The organism is Pseudomonas sp. S12(2018), assembly GCF_024355235.1.
In the GTDB taxonomy this organism is placed as follows: Bacteria; Pseudomonadota; Gammaproteobacteria; order Pseudomonadales; family Pseudomonadaceae; genus Aquipseudomonas; species Aquipseudomonas palmensis.
In genome coordinates, this window is the sequence record NZ_QLAD01000003.1 from 414,587 (window position 1) to 432,095 (window position 17,509).

General features: G+C 63.5%; 15 protein-coding genes. All 15 read right to left on the bottom strand.

Translation table 11 applies throughout. The annotated features are described in order from the left end of the window. Nucleotides 1–11: 11 nt before the first annotated feature. Nucleotides 12–1,019, bottom strand: a complete 1,008-nt coding sequence (gene nuoH, locus DN388_RS09050) for an NADH-quinone oxidoreductase subunit NuoH (protein ID WP_054915105.1) — start codon at nucleotides 1,017–1,019, stop codon at nucleotides 12–14. Then, a complete protein-coding gene (gene nuoG / locus DN388_RS09055; protein WP_043860869.1) occupies nucleotides 1,016–3,730 on the bottom strand; it encodes an NADH-quinone oxidoreductase subunit NuoG in 2,715 nt (904 codons plus the stop codon). Before nuoG ends, nuoH begins: the two co-directional genes overlap by 4 nt. Nucleotides 3,731–3,858: 128 nt before the next feature. Next, nucleotides 3,859–5,214, bottom strand: a complete 1,356-nt coding sequence (gene nuoF, locus DN388_RS09060; RefSeq protein ID WP_043860868.1) for an NADH-quinone oxidoreductase subunit NuoF — start codon at nucleotides 5,212–5,214, stop codon at nucleotides 3,859–3,861. Continuing rightward, nucleotides 5,211–5,708, bottom strand: coding sequence for an NADH-quinone oxidoreductase subunit NuoE (gene nuoE / locus DN388_RS09065; protein ID WP_043860867.1), 498 nt, complete (start codon nucleotides 5,706–5,708; stop codon nucleotides 5,211–5,213). The genes nuoF and nuoE overlap by 4 nt, the downstream gene beginning before the upstream one ends. Before the next feature lie 2 nt (nucleotides 5,709–5,710). Beyond that, a complete protein-coding gene (gene nuoC / locus DN388_RS09070) occupies nucleotides 5,711–7,492 on the bottom strand; it encodes an NADH-quinone oxidoreductase subunit C/D (protein WP_043860866.1) in 1,782 nt (593 codons plus the stop codon). 77 nt (nucleotides 7,493–7,569) lie between these two features. Next, entirely contained in the window at nucleotides 7,570–8,247 is a 678-nt protein-coding gene (locus DN388_RS09075; RefSeq protein WP_043860865.1) for an NADH-quinone oxidoreductase subunit B, read from the bottom strand. 10 nt (nucleotides 8,248–8,257) lie between these two features. Continuing rightward, complete coding sequence (locus DN388_RS09080; RefSeq protein ID WP_010220397.1) at nucleotides 8,258–8,671, bottom strand: NADH-quinone oxidoreductase subunit A; 414 nt, start codon at nucleotides 8,669–8,671, stop codon at nucleotides 8,258–8,260. Between the two features lie 626 nt (nucleotides 8,672–9,297). Continuing rightward, entirely contained in the window at nucleotides 9,298–10,623 is a 1,326-nt protein-coding gene (aceA, locus tag DN388_RS09085; RefSeq protein WP_043860864.1) for an isocitrate lyase, read from the bottom strand. A gap of 523 nt (nucleotides 10,624–11,146) precedes the next feature. Further along, nucleotides 11,147–11,881: a secretin N-terminal domain-containing protein gene (locus tag DN388_RS09090; RefSeq protein WP_229589330.1), complete on the bottom strand. Its 735-nt coding sequence runs from the start codon at nucleotides 11,879–11,881 to the stop codon at nucleotides 11,147–11,149. Nucleotides 11,882–12,006: 125 nt separating this feature from the next. Next, nucleotides 12,007–12,432, bottom strand: a complete 426-nt coding sequence (locus tag DN388_RS09095; protein WP_254998971.1) for a GNAT family N-acetyltransferase — start codon at nucleotides 12,430–12,432, stop codon at nucleotides 12,007–12,009. Further along, on the bottom strand, nucleotides 12,425–13,591 hold the full coding sequence (locus tag DN388_RS09100) for a cupin domain-containing protein (RefSeq protein ID WP_254998974.1): 1,167 nt from the start codon (nucleotides 13,589–13,591) through the stop codon (nucleotides 12,425–12,427). The genes DN388_RS09095 and DN388_RS09100 overlap by 8 nt, the downstream gene beginning before the upstream one ends. Nucleotides 13,592–13,671: 80 nt before the next feature. Next, nucleotides 13,672–15,042 (bottom strand): adenylosuccinate lyase, encoded by a 1,371-nt coding sequence (purB, locus tag DN388_RS09105; RefSeq protein ID WP_043860860.1) that lies wholly within the window; start codon nucleotides 15,040–15,042, stop codon nucleotides 13,672–13,674. 135 nt (nucleotides 15,043–15,177) lie between these two features. Beyond that, nucleotides 15,178–15,798, bottom strand: a complete 621-nt coding sequence (gene hflD / locus DN388_RS09110; protein ID WP_043860859.1) for a high frequency lysogenization protein HflD — start codon at nucleotides 15,796–15,798, stop codon at nucleotides 15,178–15,180. Beyond that, entirely contained in the window at nucleotides 15,798–16,919 is a 1,122-nt protein-coding gene (gene mnmA / locus DN388_RS09115) for a tRNA 2-thiouridine(34) synthase MnmA (RefSeq protein ID WP_043860858.1), read from the bottom strand. Before mnmA ends, hflD begins: the two co-directional genes overlap by 1 nt. A gap of 73 nt (nucleotides 16,920–16,992) precedes the next feature. Next, nucleotides 16,993–17,433, bottom strand: coding sequence for an NUDIX hydrolase (locus DN388_RS09120; RefSeq protein WP_054915102.1), 441 nt, complete (start codon nucleotides 17,431–17,433; stop codon nucleotides 16,993–16,995). Between the last annotated feature and the right edge of the window lie 76 nt (nucleotides 17,434–17,509).

The window sequence follows — 17,509 nt, forward strand, 5'->3', positions numbered from 1 at the left end:
GGGTCAAATCCTCACTGGGCCGCAACAGCTGGCGTGTTGAGCAACACGAGCGCAGCGGTCACCAGCAAATTGATCAGGGTCAGCGGCAGGCAGAACTTCCAGCTGAAGTCCATCACCTGGTCATAGCGCGGGCGCGGGATCGAGGCGCGCAGCAGGATGAACAGCATGATGAAGAACGCGGTCTTCAGGGCGAACCACACGAACGACAGTTGCGGCAGGATGCCGAACGGCCCGTGCCAGCCACCGAAGAACAGGGTTACCAGCAGCGCCGAGATCAGGATGATGCCGATGTACTCGCCCACGAAGAACATGCCCCATTTCATGCCGGCATATTCGATGTGGTAGCCGTCGGCCAGTTCCTGTTCCGCTTCCGGCTGGTCGAAGGGGTGACGGTGAGTCACGGCCACGCCAGCGATGAAGAAGGTACAGAAGCCGAAGAACTGCGGAATGATGAACCACAGGTTCTGCGCCTGGTATTCGACGATGTCGCGCATGTTGAACGAGCCGACCTGGGCCACGATGCCCATCAGCGCCAGGCCCATGAACACTTCGTACGACACGGTCTGGGCCGAGGCCCGCAGGCTGCCGAGCAGGGCGTACTTGTTGTTCGACGACCAGCCGGCGAACAGGACGGCGTACACCGACAGGCCGGCCATGGCGAAGAAGAACAGCAGGCCGATGTTCAGGTCCGCGACACCCCAGGTCGGGGTGATCGGGATGATCGCGAAGGCGATCAGCAAGGCGCTCATGGCCACCACCGGCGCCAGGGTGAAGATCACCTTGTCGACGAAGGGCGGGTTCCAGTCTTCCTTGAAGAACATCTTCAGCATGTCGGCGGCAATCTGGAACATGCCGAACGGGCCGACGCGGTTAGGACCGTAACGGTCCTGCCACCAGCCCAGCAGGCGACGCTCGACGAAGCTGAGCAGCGCACCGCAGACCACCACCGCCAGCAACACCACGATGGCCTTGATGACAGTGAGGATCACATCGATCACTTCAGGGGTGAACCAGGTCATTGTGCTGCCTCCTGCAAGCCTTCGACGGATGCACCGAAGATGGCAGGCGGGATGCCGGCCAGGCCTTTGGGCAATGCAACCAGGCCTGCGCCCAGTTCCTCATTGATGCGCAGCGGCAGACGCAGGGTCTGGCCGGCCACGTTCAGGCTCAGCAGTGCGCCGTCGTTGACGCCCAGGCGGTCGGCTTCGGACTTGGCCAGTGCCACGTAGGCCTGCGGGATGCGCTCCTGCACCGGGGCGGCGCGCGAAGAGTTCTCTTCACTGCCGAACAGGTGGTAGAACGGCACGGCCTGCCAGGTGCCACGGGCCGGCGAGAACGCCGCCGGAACGCTGGCGAACCAGTTCAGCCTGTCGCCCTGGGTCTCGATCAGGCGGGTGCCCGGGTCGCCTGCACGCAGGTGACCACCGACCTCGTCCTGGAACTTGTTCCAGGCCTGCGGCGAGTTCCAGCCCGGCGACCAGGCGAACGGCACCTGCTGGCGCGGTTCGGCGGAGCCCGAGTAGCCTTCCATGGAGAAGGCGAACGCGGTGTCCGGGTCTTGCGGGGTACGTGGCTCGTGCACGCTGATGTTGGCGCGCATGGCGGTACGGCCCGAGTAGCGCAGCGGCTCGCGGGCCAGTTTCATGCCCTTGATGCGGAACGCGGCCGATGGCGCGGCGTTGACGATGCCGGCCAGTTGCGGCACCACGCCAGCCACGGCGTGGGTCACGTGGTCCAGCTGGGTCCAGTCGACCGGCTTGTTGAGCAGGGTGGCACGCAGTGCGTGCATCCAGCGCCAGCCTTCGTGCACCAGGATGCTGCTGTCCAGGTACTGCGGGTCGAACACCTGGAAGAAGCGCTGGGCGCGGCCTTCCTGGCTGACCAGGGTACCGTCGCCCTCGGCGAAGGTGGCGGCCGGCAGCACCAGGTGCGCGCGGTCGGTGGTCGGGGTTTTCTGGTGGTCGGCAACGATCACCACCTTGGCCGCGGCCAGGGCAGCGTCGACCTTGGCAGCCGGTACGCGGCTGTACAGGTCGTTTTCCAGCACCACGATGGCGTCGGCCTTGCCGGCGATCACGGCGTCCAGCGCCGCATCGATCGACTCGCCACCGAGCATGGCCAGGCCCAGGCTGTTGGCTTCGGGCACCACCAGGCTCAGCGAGCCGTTCTTCTCGCGCAGCTTGAGTGCCTTGGCGATGTTGGCGGCAGCTTCGATCAGAGCCCTGGAGGCCAGCGAAGTACCGGCAACCACCAGTGGGCGGTTGGCCGCGACCAGGGCGTCGGCGATGCGCTTGGCCAGGTCCAGGGCTTCGGCGTCCAGGCCTTCGACGGCTGGGGCGCTCGGGTCGATGGCGTGGGCCACGGCGAAACCGATGCGGGCCAGGTCGTCCGGCGCGGCGTGCACGCACTCTTGCGCCACGTCGTCGAGCTTGGTCTCGCTCAGGCTGGCAATGAACAGCGGGTACATGGCGTGCTGGCCGATGTTCTTCACCGCGGCATCGAGCCACGGCTGAACGCGCATGGCATCGGCCATCGCCTCGGCCTTGCCCTTGACCGACTGACGCAGGGCCAGGGCCACGCGGGCAGCGGTCTGGGTCAGGTCTTCGCCAAGCACGAACACCGCGTCATGGTCTTCCATGTCGCGCAGGGTCGGCACCGGCAGCGGGCTGTCGTTGAGCACCTGCAAAGCCAGGCGCACGCGCTCCAGCTCACCGGCTTCCATGCCTGCATAGAAGTGTTCGGCACCCACCAGCTCGCGCAGGCCGTAGTTGCTCTCCAGGCTTGCACGGGGCGAACCGATACCCACGATGTTGCGCCCGCGCAGCATGTCGGCGGCCTTGTCCAGCGCGGCGTCCAGGCCCAGTTTCTGGCCGTCCTGGAGCAGTGGTTGGCGTGGGCGGTCGGTACGGTTGACGTAGCCGTAGCCGAAGCGGCCACGGTCGCACAGGAAGTACTGGTTCACCGAGCCGTTGAAACGGTTCTCGATGCGGCGCAGTTCACCGTAGCGCTCGCCCGGGCTGATGTTGCAGCCGCTGGAGCAGCCATGGCAGATGCTCGGGGCGAACTGCATGTCCCACTTGCGGTTGTAGCGCTCGGAGTGGGTCTTGTCGGTGAACACACCGGTCGGGCAGACCTCGGTCAGGTTGCCGGAGAACTCGCTCTCCAGGGCACCGTCCTCGACGCGGCCGAAATACACGTTGTCGTGCGCACCGAACACGCCCAGGTCGGTACCGCCGGCGTAGTCCTTGTAGTAGCGCACGCAGCGGTAGCAGGCGATGCAGCGGTTCATCTCGTGGGAGATGAACGGGCCGAGCTCCTGGTTCTGGTGGGTACGCTTGGTGAAACGGTAGCGGCGCTCGTTGTGGCCGGTCATCACCGTCATGTCTTGCAGGTGGCAGTGACCTCCTTCCTCGCACACCGGGCAGTCGTGCGGGTGGTTGGTCATCAGCCATTCGACGACGCTGGCGCGGAACACGCGGGCTTCTTCGTCTTCGATGGAAATCCAGCTGCCATCGGTGGCAGGGGTCATGCAGGACATGACGATGCGACCACGGGTGTCGTTCTCGTCGGTGTACTGCTTGACCGCACACTGGCGGCAGGCACCGACGCTACCGAGCGCCGGGTGCCAGCAGAAATAGGGGATGTCGAGGCCTAGCGACAGACACGCCTGTAACAGGTTGTCTGCACCGTTGACTTCGAGCTCTTTGCCGTCTACGTGGATAGTGGCCATGGTTCAAAGTTCTTCGTTGGCCCGCGTCTGCGGGCGTGGCTAATGGAAAGCTGTATGCCTGCGGTTCGCCGTCATCCGGGCGAGCATCGCGGGCAACGGGCGGCACGGACCGCCCGTCTTCTTGTTCGTTATGCGCCAACCACAACGGGTTTGGCCAAGTCCGGGCGCGGTGCAGCAGTGGCTGCGATGCCGGCTTCGAACTCGGGGCGGAAGTATTTGATGGCACTGCCCAGCGGCTCGACCGCGCCGGGTGCGTGAGCGCAGAAGGTCTTGCCTGGGCCGAGGAAACCGACCAGCCCCAGCAGCGTCTCGATGTCGCCTGGCTGACCCTGGCCTTTCTCGATGGCGCGCAGCAGCTTGACGCTCCACGGCAGGCCGTCGCGGCACGGGGTGCAGAAGCCGCACGATTCGCGGGCAAAGAACTCTTCCATGTTGCGTAGCAGCGAGACCATGTTGACGCTGTCGTCAACGGCCATGGCCAGGCCCGTACCCATCCGGGTACCGACCTTGGCGATGCCGCCGGCGTACATCTGGGCGTCGAGGTGCTCGGGCAGCAAAAAGCCGGTACCGGCGCCGCCTGGCTGCCAGCACTTGAGCTTGAAGCCGTCGCGCATGCCGCCGGCGTAGTCTTCGAACAGCTCGCGGGCGGTGACACCGAAGGGCAGTTCCCACAGGCCAGGGTTCTTCACCTTGCCGGAGAAGCCCATCAGCTTGGTGCCGTGGTCTTCGCTGCCTTCGCGGGCCAGCGACTTGTACCAGTCGATGCCGTTGCCGACGATGGCCGGCACGTTGCACAGGGTCTCGACGTTGTTCACGCAGGTCGGCTTGCCCCACACGCCCACGGCGGCAGGGAAGGGCGGCTTGGAACGCGGGTTGGCGCGGCGGCCTTCGAGGGAGTTGATCAGTGCGGTTTCTTCACCGCAGATGTAACGCCCGGCGCCGGTGTGCACGAACAGCTCGAAATCGAAACCGCTGCCCAGGATGTTCTTGCCCAGCAGGCCGGCAGCCTTGGCTTCCTCGACCGCACGGGTGAGGTTGCGCGCGGCGGTGGTGTATTCGCCACGCAGGAAGATGTAGCCGCGGTAGGCCTTGAGCGCGCGGGCACTGATCAGCATGCCTTCGATCAGCAGATGGGGCTGTTGCTCCATCAGCATGCGGTCCTTCCAGGTGTTGGGCTCCATTTCGTCCGCGTTGCACAGCAGGTAGCGGATGTTCATGGATTCGTCTTTGGGCATCAGGCCCCATTTGACGCCCGTCGGGAAGCCCGCACCGCCACGGCCCTTGAGGCCGGAGTCCTTGACGGTCTGCACGATGTCGTCCTGCGACATCTGCGCCAGTGCCTTGCGGGCAGCGGTGTAGCCGTCCTTGGCCTGGTACTCGTCGAGCCACAGTGGCTCGCCGTCGTCGCGCAGGCGCCAGGTCAGCGGATGGGTTTCGGCGGCGCGCGCGATGCGGTTGGCCGGGCCGAAGGAAGTGATGGTCATACGTAACCCTCCAGCAGTTTGGAAACGCCGGCAGGTTGCACGTCGCCAAAGGTGTCGTCGTCGATCATCAGGGCCGGGGCCTTGTCGCAGTTGCCCAGGCAGCATACCGGCAGCAGGGTGAAGCGCCCGTCTGCGGTGGTCTGGCCCAGGCCGATGCCCAGCTCGCTCTGGATCTGGCTGACCACCGACTCGTGGCCGCCGATGTAGCAGACCATGCTGTCGCACACACGGATGATGTGGCGGCCGACCGGCTGGCGGAAGATCTGGCTGTAGAAGGTGGCCACGCCTTCGACGTCGCTGGCAGGGATGCCCAGCACTTCGCCGATGGCGTACACGGCGCCGTCCGGCACCCAGCCGCGTTCCTTCTGAACGATCTTCAGGGCTTCGATGGACGCCGCGCGCGGGTCCTCGTAGTGGTGCATCTCGTGCTCGATGGCCGAGCGCTCGGTTTCGCTCAGGGCGAAACGGTCGGTTTGGATAAGCGTGTTATTCATGCTTAGCGGTCCACGTCAGCCATAACGAAGTCGATACTGCCCAGGTACGCAATCAGGTCCGCGACCATGCTGCCGCGGATCACCGAAGGGATCTGCTGCAGGTGCGGGTAGCTCGGAGTGCGGATCCGGGTGCGGTAGCTCATGGTGCCGCCGTCGCTCGTCAGGTAGTAACTGTTGATGCCCTTGGTCGCTTCGATCATCTGGAAGGACTCGTTGGCCGGCATGACCGGGCCCCACGAAACCTGCAGGAAGTGCGTGATCAGGGTCTCGATGTGCTGCAGGGTGCGCTCTTTTGGCGGCGGCGTGGTCAGCGGGTGATCCGCCTTGTACGGGCCTTCCGGCATGTTGCGCATGCACTGGTCGATGATCTTGATGCTCTGGCGCATTTCTTCCACGCGCACCATGCAGCGGTCATAGGCATCGCCATTGCTGGCCAGAGGCACTTCGAACTCGAAGTTCTCGTAGCCCGAGTACGGGCGTGCCTTGCGCAGGTCGAAGTCGCAACCGGTCGAACGCAGGCCGGCACCGGTGACGCCCCATTCCAGGGCTTCCTTGGTGTTGTAGGCAGCCACGCCGATGGTACGGCCCTTGAGGATGCTGTTCTGCAGGGCGGCCTTGGTGTACTCGTCGAGGCGCTTGGGCAGCCAGTCGACGAAGTCCTTGACCAGTTTTTCCCAGCCGCGCGGCAGGTCGTGGGCCACGCCACCGATACGGTACCAGGCCGGGTGCAGACGGAAACCGGTGATGGCTTCGATCACGGTGTAGGCGCGCTGACGGTCGGTGAAGGTGAAGAACACCGGGGTCATGGCGCCGACGTCCTGGATGTAGGTACCCAGGAACAGCAGGTGGCTGGTGATGCGGAAGAACTCGGCCATCATGATGCGGATGGTGTCGACCTTCTGCGGCACCTTGATGCCGGCCAGCTTCTCGACCGCGAGCACGTAGGGCAGGTTGTTCATCACCCCGCCCAGGTAGTCGATGCGGTCGGTGTAGGGGATGAAGCTGTGCCAGGACTGGCGCTCGGCCATCTTCTCGGCACCACGGTGGTGGTAGCCGATGTCCGGGACGCAGTCGACGATCTCTTCACCGTCCAGCTGCAGCACGATACGGAACGCACCGTGAGCCGAAGGGTGGTTGGGGCCAAGGTTGAGGAACATGTAGTCCTCGTTGGCACCGGAACGCTTCATGCCCCAGGCTTCGGGGTTGAAGCGTGCGGCTTCTTCCTCGAGCTGCTGCTTGGCCAGGTTCAGGCTGTAGGGGTCGAACTCGGTGGCGCGCGCCGGGAAGTCCTTGCGCAGCGGATGGCCTTCCCAGGTGGGCGGCATCATGATGCGGGTCAGGTGCGGGTGGCCGGCAAAGTCGATGCCGAACATGTCCCAGACTTCGCGCTCGTACCAGTTGGCGTTGGGCCAGATACCGGTGACGGTGGGCAGGTTCAGGTCACCTTCGTTCAGTGCCACCTTGATCATCACGTCGCTGTTACGCTCGACGGACAGCAGGTGGTAGAACACGGTGAAGTCGGCGCCCGGCAGGCCGCGACGCTGGGTGCGCAGGCGCTCGTCCACGCCGTGCAGGTCGTACAGCATGCTGTACGGCTTGGCCACGTTGCGCAGGAAGGTCAGCACTTCGATCAGCTTGGCGCGGGCAACCCAAAGCACCGGCATGCCGGTGCGGGTGTCCTGGGCGGTGAACGCCTCGGGGCCAAAACGATTGTTCAATTCGACGACCACATCCTGGTCGTCAGCCTTGTAAGGCGGGATGTAAATAGCGGTGTCCGCTGTCATGGTCTCGATCGCTTTCGGTCAACGTAGAGAATGAAGCCAGGCCGCCAGCTCGAATGAACAGGCGGCAGGTCGCTGGATCAGACTTCGTCGGGGCTGCGCAGGTGGGTAACCTGGATACGCTGTTCACGACGCTGCTCTTTCTGCGACGGCATCTCGGCGCGGTACACGCCTTGATCGCCGACGACCCACGAAAGAGGGCGCCGCTCCTTGCCGATCGATTCCTGCAGCAGCATCAGGCCTTGCAGGAACGCTTCGGGGCGAGGCGGGCAGCCAGGCACGTAGACATCCACGGGGAGGAACTTGTCGACCCCCTGAACGACCGAGTAGATGTCGTACATGCCACCGGAGTTGGCGCACGAACCCATGGAGATGACCCACTTGGGTTCGAGCATCTGCTCGTACAGGCGCTGGATGATCGGCGCCATCTTGATGAAGCAGGTGCCGGCGATGACCATGAAGTCGGCCTGACGCGGCGATGCCCGGATGACCTCGGCGCCGAAGCGGGCGATGTCGTGGGGTGCCGTGAAGGCCGTGGTCATTTCCACGTAGCAGCAGGAGAGGCCGAAGTTGTACGGCCACAGGGAATTCTTGCGCCCCCAGTTGACGGCTCCACTGAGTACATCTTCGAGCTTGCCCATGAAGATGTTCTTGTGGACCTGGTCCTCTAGCAGCGAATCGGAGACGGTTTCCCGTTCACCGATTGGATACTGCTCGTTGGGCGCATCGGGGTCGATCCTGGTGAGATTGTATTGCATTGCCAAAGCCTCATTGTTTCAGCTTCGCTTGCCGCTTGCGACGACCTTCGGGAGCCCAATCGAGGGCCCCGACGCGCCATAGGTAGACAAGACCTGCCAACAGAATTGCTATGAAAACGAGTGCTTCGACGAATCCGGTCCAGCCGCTTTCGCGGACGGACACAGACCATGCAAAGAGAAAGAGGGCTTCGATATCGAAGATCACGAACAGCATCGCGACCAGATAGAATTTGGCGGAGAGACGCAGGCGGGCACCGCCTGTTGGCAGCATGCCGGACTCGAACGGTTCGTTCTTGCTGCGGCCCCAGGCCTTGCTGCCCAGCAGGGCGGACAGGCCGAGCATGAAGGCACACAGGCCGACGACACCCAAAAGGAAGATGGCAAAGCCCCAGTTGTGGGCGATGAGTCCTGTCGAATCGGGCATGCTGAAAATCCTTAACAGAGCGCTTGGTCTCTGAGCTTGAAAAGAAGTAGAGCAGTGACGATATGTCGCAGCGAAATCTATCGCGCTGATTTTATGGGTAAACCCGTAGCAAGTAAAATTTCTGCAGCAAATTTATTCGTAGCATTAAGAACAAAAATCTTTCGTAACTCGCTGCAGGCCACGTATTCCGTGGATTGCGCGTGCTTTTGTTAATTATGTTTCTTGTATGGCGTAACGAAATGCAAGTTTCGAAATGATAATTAATATCATTTGAAGACCCCTGTTATTCCTACCTCCTGCGTCAACTAAAAGTTGTTGTTCAAGGGGGTGGCCGGCAAGTTTGTGCGCCCCTGTTTCGGGCAGTGTCTGCGTGCTGGCGCTGGGCTCTGGCTCAGGGTTGTGCGCGGTGGTGGCGCGTCGGTATCTGCGCTGCCACGGCCGTCCGCTGACGCCGGTGTGCACTAGCATAGCCAATCGGGGGTAATAAGGAAGCCTTGTGCCGGGCGGCTGGCCTTTTCGCCGGCAAGGCTGGCGCCTGCGCGGGGTATGAATGGCACAAGACCCGGAGCCCCATCACAGGCCCCGGGTCTTGCGTGTTACCCGAATGTCACCAATCGATCAGCCGATCAGTGGAACTGCTCTTCTTCGGTCGAGCCGGTCAGGGCGGTAACCGAAGACTTGCCACCCTGGATCACGGTGGTCATGTCGTCGAAGTAGCCAGTGCCCACTTCCTGCTGGTGCGCCACGAAGGTGTAGCCTTTGGACGCGTCAGCGAATTCCTGCTCCTGCAGCTTCACGTAGGCAGTCATGTCGTTGCGGGCGTAGTCGTGCGCCAGGTTGAACATGCCGTGCCACATGTTGTGGATGCCAGCCAGGGTGATGAACTGGTGCTTGTAGCCCATGGCCGACAGCTCGCGCTGGAACTTGGCGATGGTCGCGTCGTCCAGGTTCTTCTTCCAGTTGAAGGAAGGCGAGCAGTTGTAGGACAGGATCTGGTCCGGGTATTCCTTCTTGATGGCTTCGGCAAAGCGGCGTGCTTCGTCCAGGTCCGGCTTGGCGGTTTCGCACCAGATCAGGTCGGCATACGGTGCGTAGGCCAGGCCGCGGGCAATCGCCTGGTCCAGACCGGCACGTACCTTGTAGAAACCTTCCTGGGTGCGCTCACCCACCACGAATGGCTGGTCGTACGGGTCGCAGTCGCTGGTCAGCAGGTCGGCGGCGTTGGCGTCGGTACGGGCCAGGATGATGGTCGGTACACCGGCAACGTCGGCTGCCAGGCGGGCAGCGCTGAGCTTCTGTACGGCTTCCTGGGTCGGAACCAGTACCTTGCCGCCCATGTGGCCGCATTTTTTAACCGAGGCCAGCTGGTCTTCGAAGTGAACGCCGGCGGCGCCTGCCTCGATCATGTTCTTCATCAGCTCGTAGGCGTTGAGTACGCCGCCGAAACCGGCTTCAGCGTCAGCCACGATCGGTGCGAAGTAGTCGATGTAGCCGTCGTCGCCCGGGTTCTTGCCGGCTTTCCACTGGATCTGGTCGGCGCGACGGAACGAGTTGTTGATGCGCTTGACCACGGTTGGCACGGAGTCCACCGGGTACAGCGACTGGTCGGGGTACATGGACTCGGCCGAGTTGTTGTCGGCAGCCACTTGCCAGCCGGACAGGTAGATAGCCTGGATACCGGCCTTGACCTGTTGAACAGCCTGGCCGCCGGTCAGGGCGCCCATGCAGTTGACGAAATCTTTTTCAGGGCGGAACGAAGGGTGGGCGCCTTTGGTTACCAGGTTCCACAGCTTCTCGGCACCCATGCGGGCCAGGGTGTGCTCAGGTTGAACCGAGCCACGCAGACGAACGACATCAGCGGCAGAGTAGGTACGGGTCACGCCTTTCCAGCGTGGGTTCTCGGCCCAATCTTTTTCGAGGGCTGCAATTTGCTGTTCGCGTGTCAGTGCCATGAAAGTAAACCTCGTCGCATAGGTCGGTAAAAAATGTTCGCTCTGTCGGCTGCGCTGTGCGTACAGGGGCAGCTCCGATTGCTCGCTGGTCAGAAGCACTGGCAGCCAGTGGTGTGGGCGAAATGGCGACGTTGAACGATGGGGCTCGAAGGGGGGAAGTGAGCAGGTCCTTGGCGTGGCTGTCGGGCAGGTTGGCTCGTGGTTGCCGTGCTGCGTCGATCAGGGTGTGCCGTCTACCGTTTGATGCGCTTCCGTCCCTCGGGACAACTTCGTTCCAGTCGCAATCTCGTCAAACCGCCTTGTGGGCTGTACAGACACGAATCGGCTCAGGTCGGGTAGGTCAGAGCGCAACTCGAAGGCCCTTGCCAGGGCCTCTGATTAGCGGGAGCGGGGCCATCATGCCTCTGCGATTCGGGGGCGTCAAATGTTTTGTAGTGCTTTTTTTCATCCACTACATCTTTGGTCTAATACGACTCGTCAGTCAGTTTCGAGGCCTTTGGTCGAGGCCTTGAACGGCGCGGGGTCAGTCCAGTGCCTCGACTTTTACCCGCAAAGTCATGTTCTCACCGCGCTGGGTGGAGTAACTGAGGGTCGAAGCGCTGCGATCCGCCTGACTTTGAGCGTTGACACCTGCCAGGCTGATCCACTCGCCAAGCTTGCCGGTGACCTTCGTGTCGGTGCTTTGCACCTTCACTACATCGGGACGTTCCTGGCTCATCCGGTCATTGTTGGTGCTGATGGCAAGGTGCACGGTTTCGCCGGTGACGCTGGCGGTGACGTAGAAACCCTGGGTGACGTTGCGGTACTCGGTGTTGCTCTGCACGCGTCCGTAGCTGTCGGTCTGGGTGCTGGTGATGGGAATGCTCTGGCCAACCTGGATCAGCGCTGGAGTGCCCTCGCTGGCCTGCACCTGTTGCAGCCCACCCTCGCGGTTGGCGGTGCCGTAGCGGATCACGCGGGCGTTGCCGCGGTTGTCCTGGACGTTGCTGTCGGTGTTGTCGACGCTGATCAGCAGGCGCTTGGGGGCGGTGTCCAGTTGTTGCAGCAGGGTGCGAAGTTCGTCGATCTTGCCGGGCTCGGCATTGACGATCAGCTTGTTTTCGAAGGTGCTGATACTGCCGTCCTTGCCGATGAAGGCTTGCGCGGCTGGGAGCAGTTCGGCGCTGGTGCGGTGGTTCAGCGGCAGGACTTCGGTGGCGGCCAGCGCACTGAGGCTGAACGACAGAAGCAGGGTGGCGAGCAGGGGGCGTAGCGGCATGTCCATGGTCTCCGCGGGTGGAGTGGACATGATGGCAAATTTGTAGCGGTTGTGCTGGCCTGTTCGCCGGCAAGGCCGGCTCCCGCAGGTATGGGAGCTGGTCTTGCCGGCGACAGGGCTGGCGCTTACTGCGAGTCGCGCACCATGTCCACGTGCGGCAGGCCGGCCTCGAGGAACTCCTCGCTGACGACCTTGAAGCCCAGGCGCTCGTAGAACGCGGTGGCATGCAATTGTGCGGTGAGCTTCTGCTGGCGCAGATCGCGGTTCTGCGCCTCGGCGATGGCGGCCTGCATCAGTGCGTCACCCACCTTGAGCCCGCGCCAGTCCTTGAGCACCGACACGCGCCCGATCTGGCCATCCTGCAACAGGCGGGCGGTGCCGATGGCGTAGTCACCCTCAAAGGCCAGGAAGTGCACGGCGATGTTGTCGTCGGCATCCCACTCCAGCTCTGGCGGCACGTTCTGCTCGGCAATGAACACCGATTCGCGGATACGGCGGATGTCGGCGTTGTCTTTCTGCCAATCGGCCAGGCGTACTTCGATCTTATTCATTGGCAAATCCCAGGCTTCCTTGCTTGACCAGTTCGCAGATCAGGGTAAGGCCATTTTCGTCGCCAAGCCATGGCGCGAGGTTTTCCACGTGCAGGGCGTCGGCAGCGCAGACCAGCTTGAGCAGGTCGCGCAGTTCGCCCGGCAGCAGGCGGCTCTGGCCGCTGGCGAACAGCAGCACGTTGTCGTCGACTTCCGACCAGGCCAGGCGCGCGCTCGGGTTGCGGATCAGGATCGCACCCTGTTCCAGGCTGTCGATCAGGTCTTCTTCGCTCAGTGCCTCGCCAGCCACCAGTTCCGGGTAGCGTGGTTCGGTCATGAACTGGCCGAACCAGGTCAGCAGCAGGCGCTCGTCGCTCATGTGCTCGGCCAGCAGGCCCTTGAGGCGGTCCAGGGCGTCGCGCTGGATCTGGTGCGGGTCGCTCACTGGCTGGGCGTCGGCGTCGGTGTAGCGCTCTTCGTCAGGCAGGAACTGGCTGAGGAAGTCGGTGAAGTGGGTCAGCACTTCGGCGGCGCTCGGCGCGCGGAAGCCGACCGAATAGGTCAGGCAGTCGTCTTCGGCCACACCGTAGTGGGCCAGGCGCGGTGGCAGGTAGAGCATGTCGCCCGGTTCCAGGGTCCACTCGTCGGTCTGCTCGAAGTCGGCCAGGATGCGCAGGTCGGCGTGCTCGATCAGCGGGCTGTCGCTGTCGCACATCTGGCCGATCTTCCAGTTGCGCTTGCCCTGGCCTTGCAGCAGGAACACGTCGTAGTTGTCGAAGTGCGGGCCCACGCTGCCACCCGGGGCGGCGAAGCTGATCATCACGTCGTCGATGCGCCAGCTTGGCAGAAAGCGAAAGCTCTCCAGCAGCTCGCCCACTTCCGGCACGAACTGGTCGACGGCTTGTACCAGCAGGGTCCAGTCGCGCTCAGGCAGGGTGCTGAAGGTGTCGTCGTCGAACGGGCCGCGGCGCAGTTCCCACGGGCGCTCGCCATGTTCGATGACCAGGCGCGATTCGACTTCCTCTTCCAGTGCCAGGCCGGCCAGTTCATCGGCATCGATCGGGCTTTCGAAATCAGGGAAGGCCTGGCGAACCAGCAGGGGCTTCTTCTGCCAGTAGTCGCGCAGGAATTCGCGGGCAGTCAGGCCGCCCAGCAGCTGAAGTGGGGTATCAGGATTCATGTGTAACCTATTGAAAAAAAGTAATTTTCTTTCAGCAATAAAAACGCCCGGCCAAGCCGGGCGTCAAAACGCGGGGGCAATCAGATGCGTTTGGCTTGTGCCGCGGCATTACCGATGTAGTTGGCCGGGGTCAGCTTCTTCAGCTCGGCGCGGGCTTCGGCCGGCATGTCCAGGCCATCGATGAAGGTTAACAGCGCTTCAGGGCTGATACCTTTGCCGCGGGTCAGCTCTTTGAGCTTCTCGTACGGGTTTTCGATGTCGTAGCGGCGCATCACGGTCTGGATCGGCTCGGCCAGGACTTCCCAGCAGGCATCCAGGTCTTCGGCGATGCGGGCTTCGTTGATTTCCAGCTTGCTGATGCCCTTGAGGCTGGCCTCGTAGGCGATCACGCTGTGGGCGAAACCGACGCCCAGGTTGCGCAGCACGGTGGAGTCGGTCAGGTCGCGCTGCCAGCGCGAGATCGGCAGCTTGCTGGCCAGGTGCTGGAACAGCGCGTTGGCGATGCCCAGGTTGCCTTCGGAGTTCTCGAAGTCGATCGGGTTGACCTTGTGCGGCATGGTCGAGGAACCGATTTCGCCGGCAATGGTGCGCTGCTTGAAGTAGCCCAGCGAGATGTAGCCCCAGATATCGCGATCGAAGTCGATCAGGATGGTGTTGAAGCGGGCGATCGCGTCGAACAGCTCGGCAATGTAGTCGTGCGGTTCGATCTGGGTGGTGTAGGGGTTGAACACCAGGCCCAGCTCGTCTTCGATGAAGGCGCGGGCGTTGGCTTCCCAGTCGATCTGCGGGTAGGCCGACAGGTGGGCGTTGTAGTTGCCCACGGCGCCGTTGATCTTGCCCAGCAGCGGCACGGCGGCAACCTGGGCGATCTGGCGCTCCAGGCGGTACACCACGTTGGCCAGCTCTTTGCCCAGGGTAGTCGGCGAAGCCGGCTGGCCGTGGGTGCGCGACAGCATCGGTACGTCGGCGAAGCGGTGGGCCAGTTCGCGGATCGACTCGGCGATCTGGCGCATCAGCGGCAGCAGCACGCTGTCGCGGCCTTCGCGCAGCATCAGGCCGTGGGACAGGTTGTTGATGTCCTCGCTGGTGCAGGCGAAGTGGATGAACTCGCTGACCTTGGCCAGTTCCGGCAGCTGGGCGGCCTGCTCCTTGAGCAGGTACTCGATGGCCTTGACGTCGTGGTTGGTGGTGCGCTCGATCTCTTTGACGCGCTCGGCGTGCTCGAGGGCGAAGTCGTCGGCCAGGGCGTTGAGCACGGCGTTGGCTTCGGCGGAAAACGCTGGTACTTCAGCGATTTGCGGGTGGGCGGCCAGGCGCTGGAGCCAGCGGACCTCAACCAGGGCGCGGAAACGGATCAGGCCGTATTCGCTGAAGATGGGGCGCAGGGCCTGGGTTTTGCCGGCGTAGCGGCCGTCAACAGGGGAAACCGCAGTGAGCGAGGAAAGCTGCATGGGGTGTTCTCGGGCAGTCGGGCAACGAAAAGGGCGCATATCATACATGAAAAACGCGCCCGGGTTTTGAGGGTGACAAAAGGTCTTTCGGGCCTTTTCGCTGGCAAGCCAGCGAAGGCCGCGACGCGGTCAGGGTCAGCCGCGCAGCATCGGGTACAGCTCCTTGAGCAGCTTGCGCCGGCTGATCACCAGCTGCCAGCGGTGTCCGCCCAGCTGGCGCCACAGGCGCGCAGCACGGATGCCGGCCAGCAGCAGGGCGCGGATCTTCGAGGCATTGTTGGGCTGCTGCAGGTTGCGCATGTCGCCATGCACCTGGATACGCTGGCGCAGGGTGCTCAGGGTGTCCTGGTAGAGGGCGCCGCACGAAGCGATCACGTTTTCATGCACCAGGCCGAAATGATCGGCCTGGGACTGGATCTGCGGCAGGCGCTTGCCGATGGTGTCGAGCATGTCGCCACGCTTGGCCAGCTGGCGCTCCAGGCCCAGCATCGACAAGGCGTAGCGCAGCGGCTCGCGCTGCAGGCTGGCAGGGTCGCGCTCCAGCGCGCTGGCCAGGGCGCGGTAGCCATCCTTGAGGTTCAGGTCGTCACCGCCGAACACCTCCAGGGTGTCCTTGGGGTCGCGTACCAGCAGGCTGCCGAGCATGCAGCCCAGGTCGGCCTCGCTGGCCTGGCCCGTGCGGGCGATTCGGTCGACCAGCACGGCGGCCTGGAATACCCCGCCCAGGGCGACCAGTTGCTCTTGCATCTGGTTCATCAGCGGCTGCTCCAGGGCTCGGCCACTTCGATCACACCGCCCCCCAGGCATACCTCACCGTCATAGAACACCACCGACTGGCCCGGCGTCACGGCGCGCTGCGGCTCGTCGAAAACGGCGCGGTAGCCGCTTGCGGTGCGTTCCAGGGTGCACGCCTGGTCGCTCTGGCGGTAGCGCACCTTGGCCGTCAGCTGGCGCGGGCTGGAGAGGTCGACGGGGTTGACCCAGAAGATCTCCGAGGCGAGCAGGGCGCGGGAGAACAGCCACGGGTGCTCGTTGCCCTGGCCGACCACCAGCACGTTGCGGCTGAGGTCTTTCTCCAGCACGTACCACGGCTCGTCGCTGGCATCCTTGAGGCCGCCGATGCCCAGGCCCTGACGCTGGCCGATGGTGTGGTACATCAGGCCGTGGTGCTGGCCGATGACTTCACCCTCGGTGGTCTGGATTTCACCGGGCTGCGCGGGCAGGTATTGCTTGAGAAAATCGCTGAAACGGCGCTCGCCGATAAAGCAGATACCGGTGGAGTCCTTCTTCTTGGCCGTGGCCAGGCCGTTTTTTTCGGCGATGGCGCGCACCTCGGGCTTTTCCAGTTCGCCCACCGGGAACAGCGTGCGGGCGATCTGCTCGCCGCCGACGGCGTGCAGGAAGTAGCTCTGGTCCTTGTTCGGGTCCAGGCCCTTGAGCAGCTCGGTACGCCCGTCGATGTCGCGGCGGCGCACATAGTGGCCGGTGGCGATCAGGTCGGCACCGAGCATCAGGGCGTAGTCGAGGAACGCCTTGAACTTGATTTCGCGGTTGCACAGGATGTCCGGGTTCGGCGTGCGCCCAGCCTTGTACTCTTCCAGGAAGTGCTCGAACACGTGGTCCCAGTACTCGGCGGCAAAGTTGGCAGTGTGCAGCTTGATGCCGATGCGGTCGCACACGGCCTGGGCATCGGCCAGGTCTTCGCGGGCGGTGCAGTATTCGGTGCCGTCGTCCTCTTCCCAGTTCTTCATGAACAGGCCTTCCACCTGGTAGCCCTGCTCGATCAGCAGGAGGGCGGAGACGGAAGAGTCCACGCCGCCGGACATGCCGACGATGACGCGTGTCTTTTCGGGTTCGTAGAGTGCTGGACTGGTCATAGGTACCGGCTGTGTATCTGGAAAAAGACGTCGATTCTATCAGGCTGCGCCGCGCAAGGCGAAAGCCGCGGCTTCAATTGCGGATCAGGCTCAGGCTGTGCAGCGGGCCGGCCAGGTAGTCGTCGATGCATTGCGGCACCAGCTCGCTGCGCCAGCGCTCGGGGTCGGCCAGCAGTTCGTCGCGGGTGAGCCAGGTGGCACGCACGATGTCGGTGTCCAGGGCGCGTTCGGGGTGGTGGCGAAGCGGGCGGGCAGCGAAGCAGATGCGCTGGTAGGTCACGCCGTTGCTGGGGGCGGTATAGAGGTAGATGCCGACGATGCCGGTAAGCTCGACGTCCCAGGCGGTTTCTTCGAGGGTCTCGCGCAGGGCGGCTTCGAGCAGGGTTTCGTTGGCTTCGAGGTGGCCGGCGGGCTGGTTGAAGACGTGCCGGCCGGCCTTGAATTCCTCGACCAGCAGGAAGCGGCCGTTGTCTTCGACGATGGTGGCGACGGTGATGTGGGGTTGCCAGGTCATGCGGGTGCTCCTGCTCAGGGCAGCGTCGCCTGCATCGCGGGTCAAGCCCGCTCCCACACAACCCCTGTGGGAGCGG

Bases quoted from the DNA above. Each gene is read 5' to 3' on its own strand.
- DN388_RS09095 (WP_254998971.1), bottom strand. From the start codon at position 12,432: ATGAATAAGATCGAAGTACGCCTGGCCGATTGGCAGAAAGACAACGCC.
- purB (WP_043860860.1), bottom strand. From the start codon at position 15,042: ATGCAGCTTTCCTCGCTCACTGCGGTTTCCCCTGTTGACGGCCGCTAC.
- DN388_RS09100 (WP_254998974.1), bottom strand. From the start codon at position 13,591: ATGAATCCTGATACCCCACTTCAGCTGCTGGGCGGCCTGACTGCCCGC.
- DN388_RS09090 (WP_229589330.1), bottom strand. From the start codon at position 11,881: ATGCCGCTACGCCCCCTGCTCGCCACCCTGCTTCTGTCGTTCAGCCTC.
- mnmA (WP_043860858.1), bottom strand. From the start codon at position 16,919: ATGACCAGTCCAGCACTCTACGAACCCGAAAAGACACGCGTCATCGTC.
- DN388_RS09075 (WP_043860865.1), bottom strand. From the start codon at position 8,247: ATGCAATACAATCTCACCAGGATCGACCCCGATGCGCCCAACGAGCAG.
- nuoG (WP_043860869.1), bottom strand. From the start codon at position 3,730: ATGGCCACTATCCACGTAGACGGCAAAGAGCTCGAAGTCAACGGTGCA.
- nuoH (WP_054915105.1), bottom strand. From the start codon at position 1,019: ATGACCTGGTTCACCCCTGAAGTGATCGATGTGATCCTCACTGTCATC.
- aceA (WP_043860864.1), bottom strand. From the start codon at position 10,623: ATGGCACTGACACGCGAACAGCAAATTGCAGCCCTCGAAAAAGATTGG.
- nuoC (WP_043860866.1), bottom strand. From the start codon at position 7,492: ATGACAGCGGACACCGCTATTTACATCCCGCCTTACAAGGCTGACGAC.
- hflD (WP_043860859.1), bottom strand. From the start codon at position 15,798: ATGAACCAGATGCAAGAGCAACTGGTCGCCCTGGGCGGGGTATTCCAG.
- nuoE (WP_043860867.1), bottom strand. From the start codon at position 5,708: ATGAATAACACGCTTATCCAAACCGACCGTTTCGCCCTGAGCGAAACC.
- DN388_RS09080 (WP_010220397.1), bottom strand. From the start codon at position 8,671: ATGCCCGATTCGACAGGACTCATCGCCCACAACTGGGGCTTTGCCATC.
- DN388_RS09120 (WP_054915102.1), bottom strand. From the start codon at position 17,433: ATGACCTGGCAACCCCACATCACCGTCGCCACCATCGTCGAAGACAAC.
- nuoF (WP_043860868.1), bottom strand. From the start codon at position 5,214: ATGACCATCACTTCCTTCGGCCCGGCCAACCGCATCGCGCGCGCCGCC.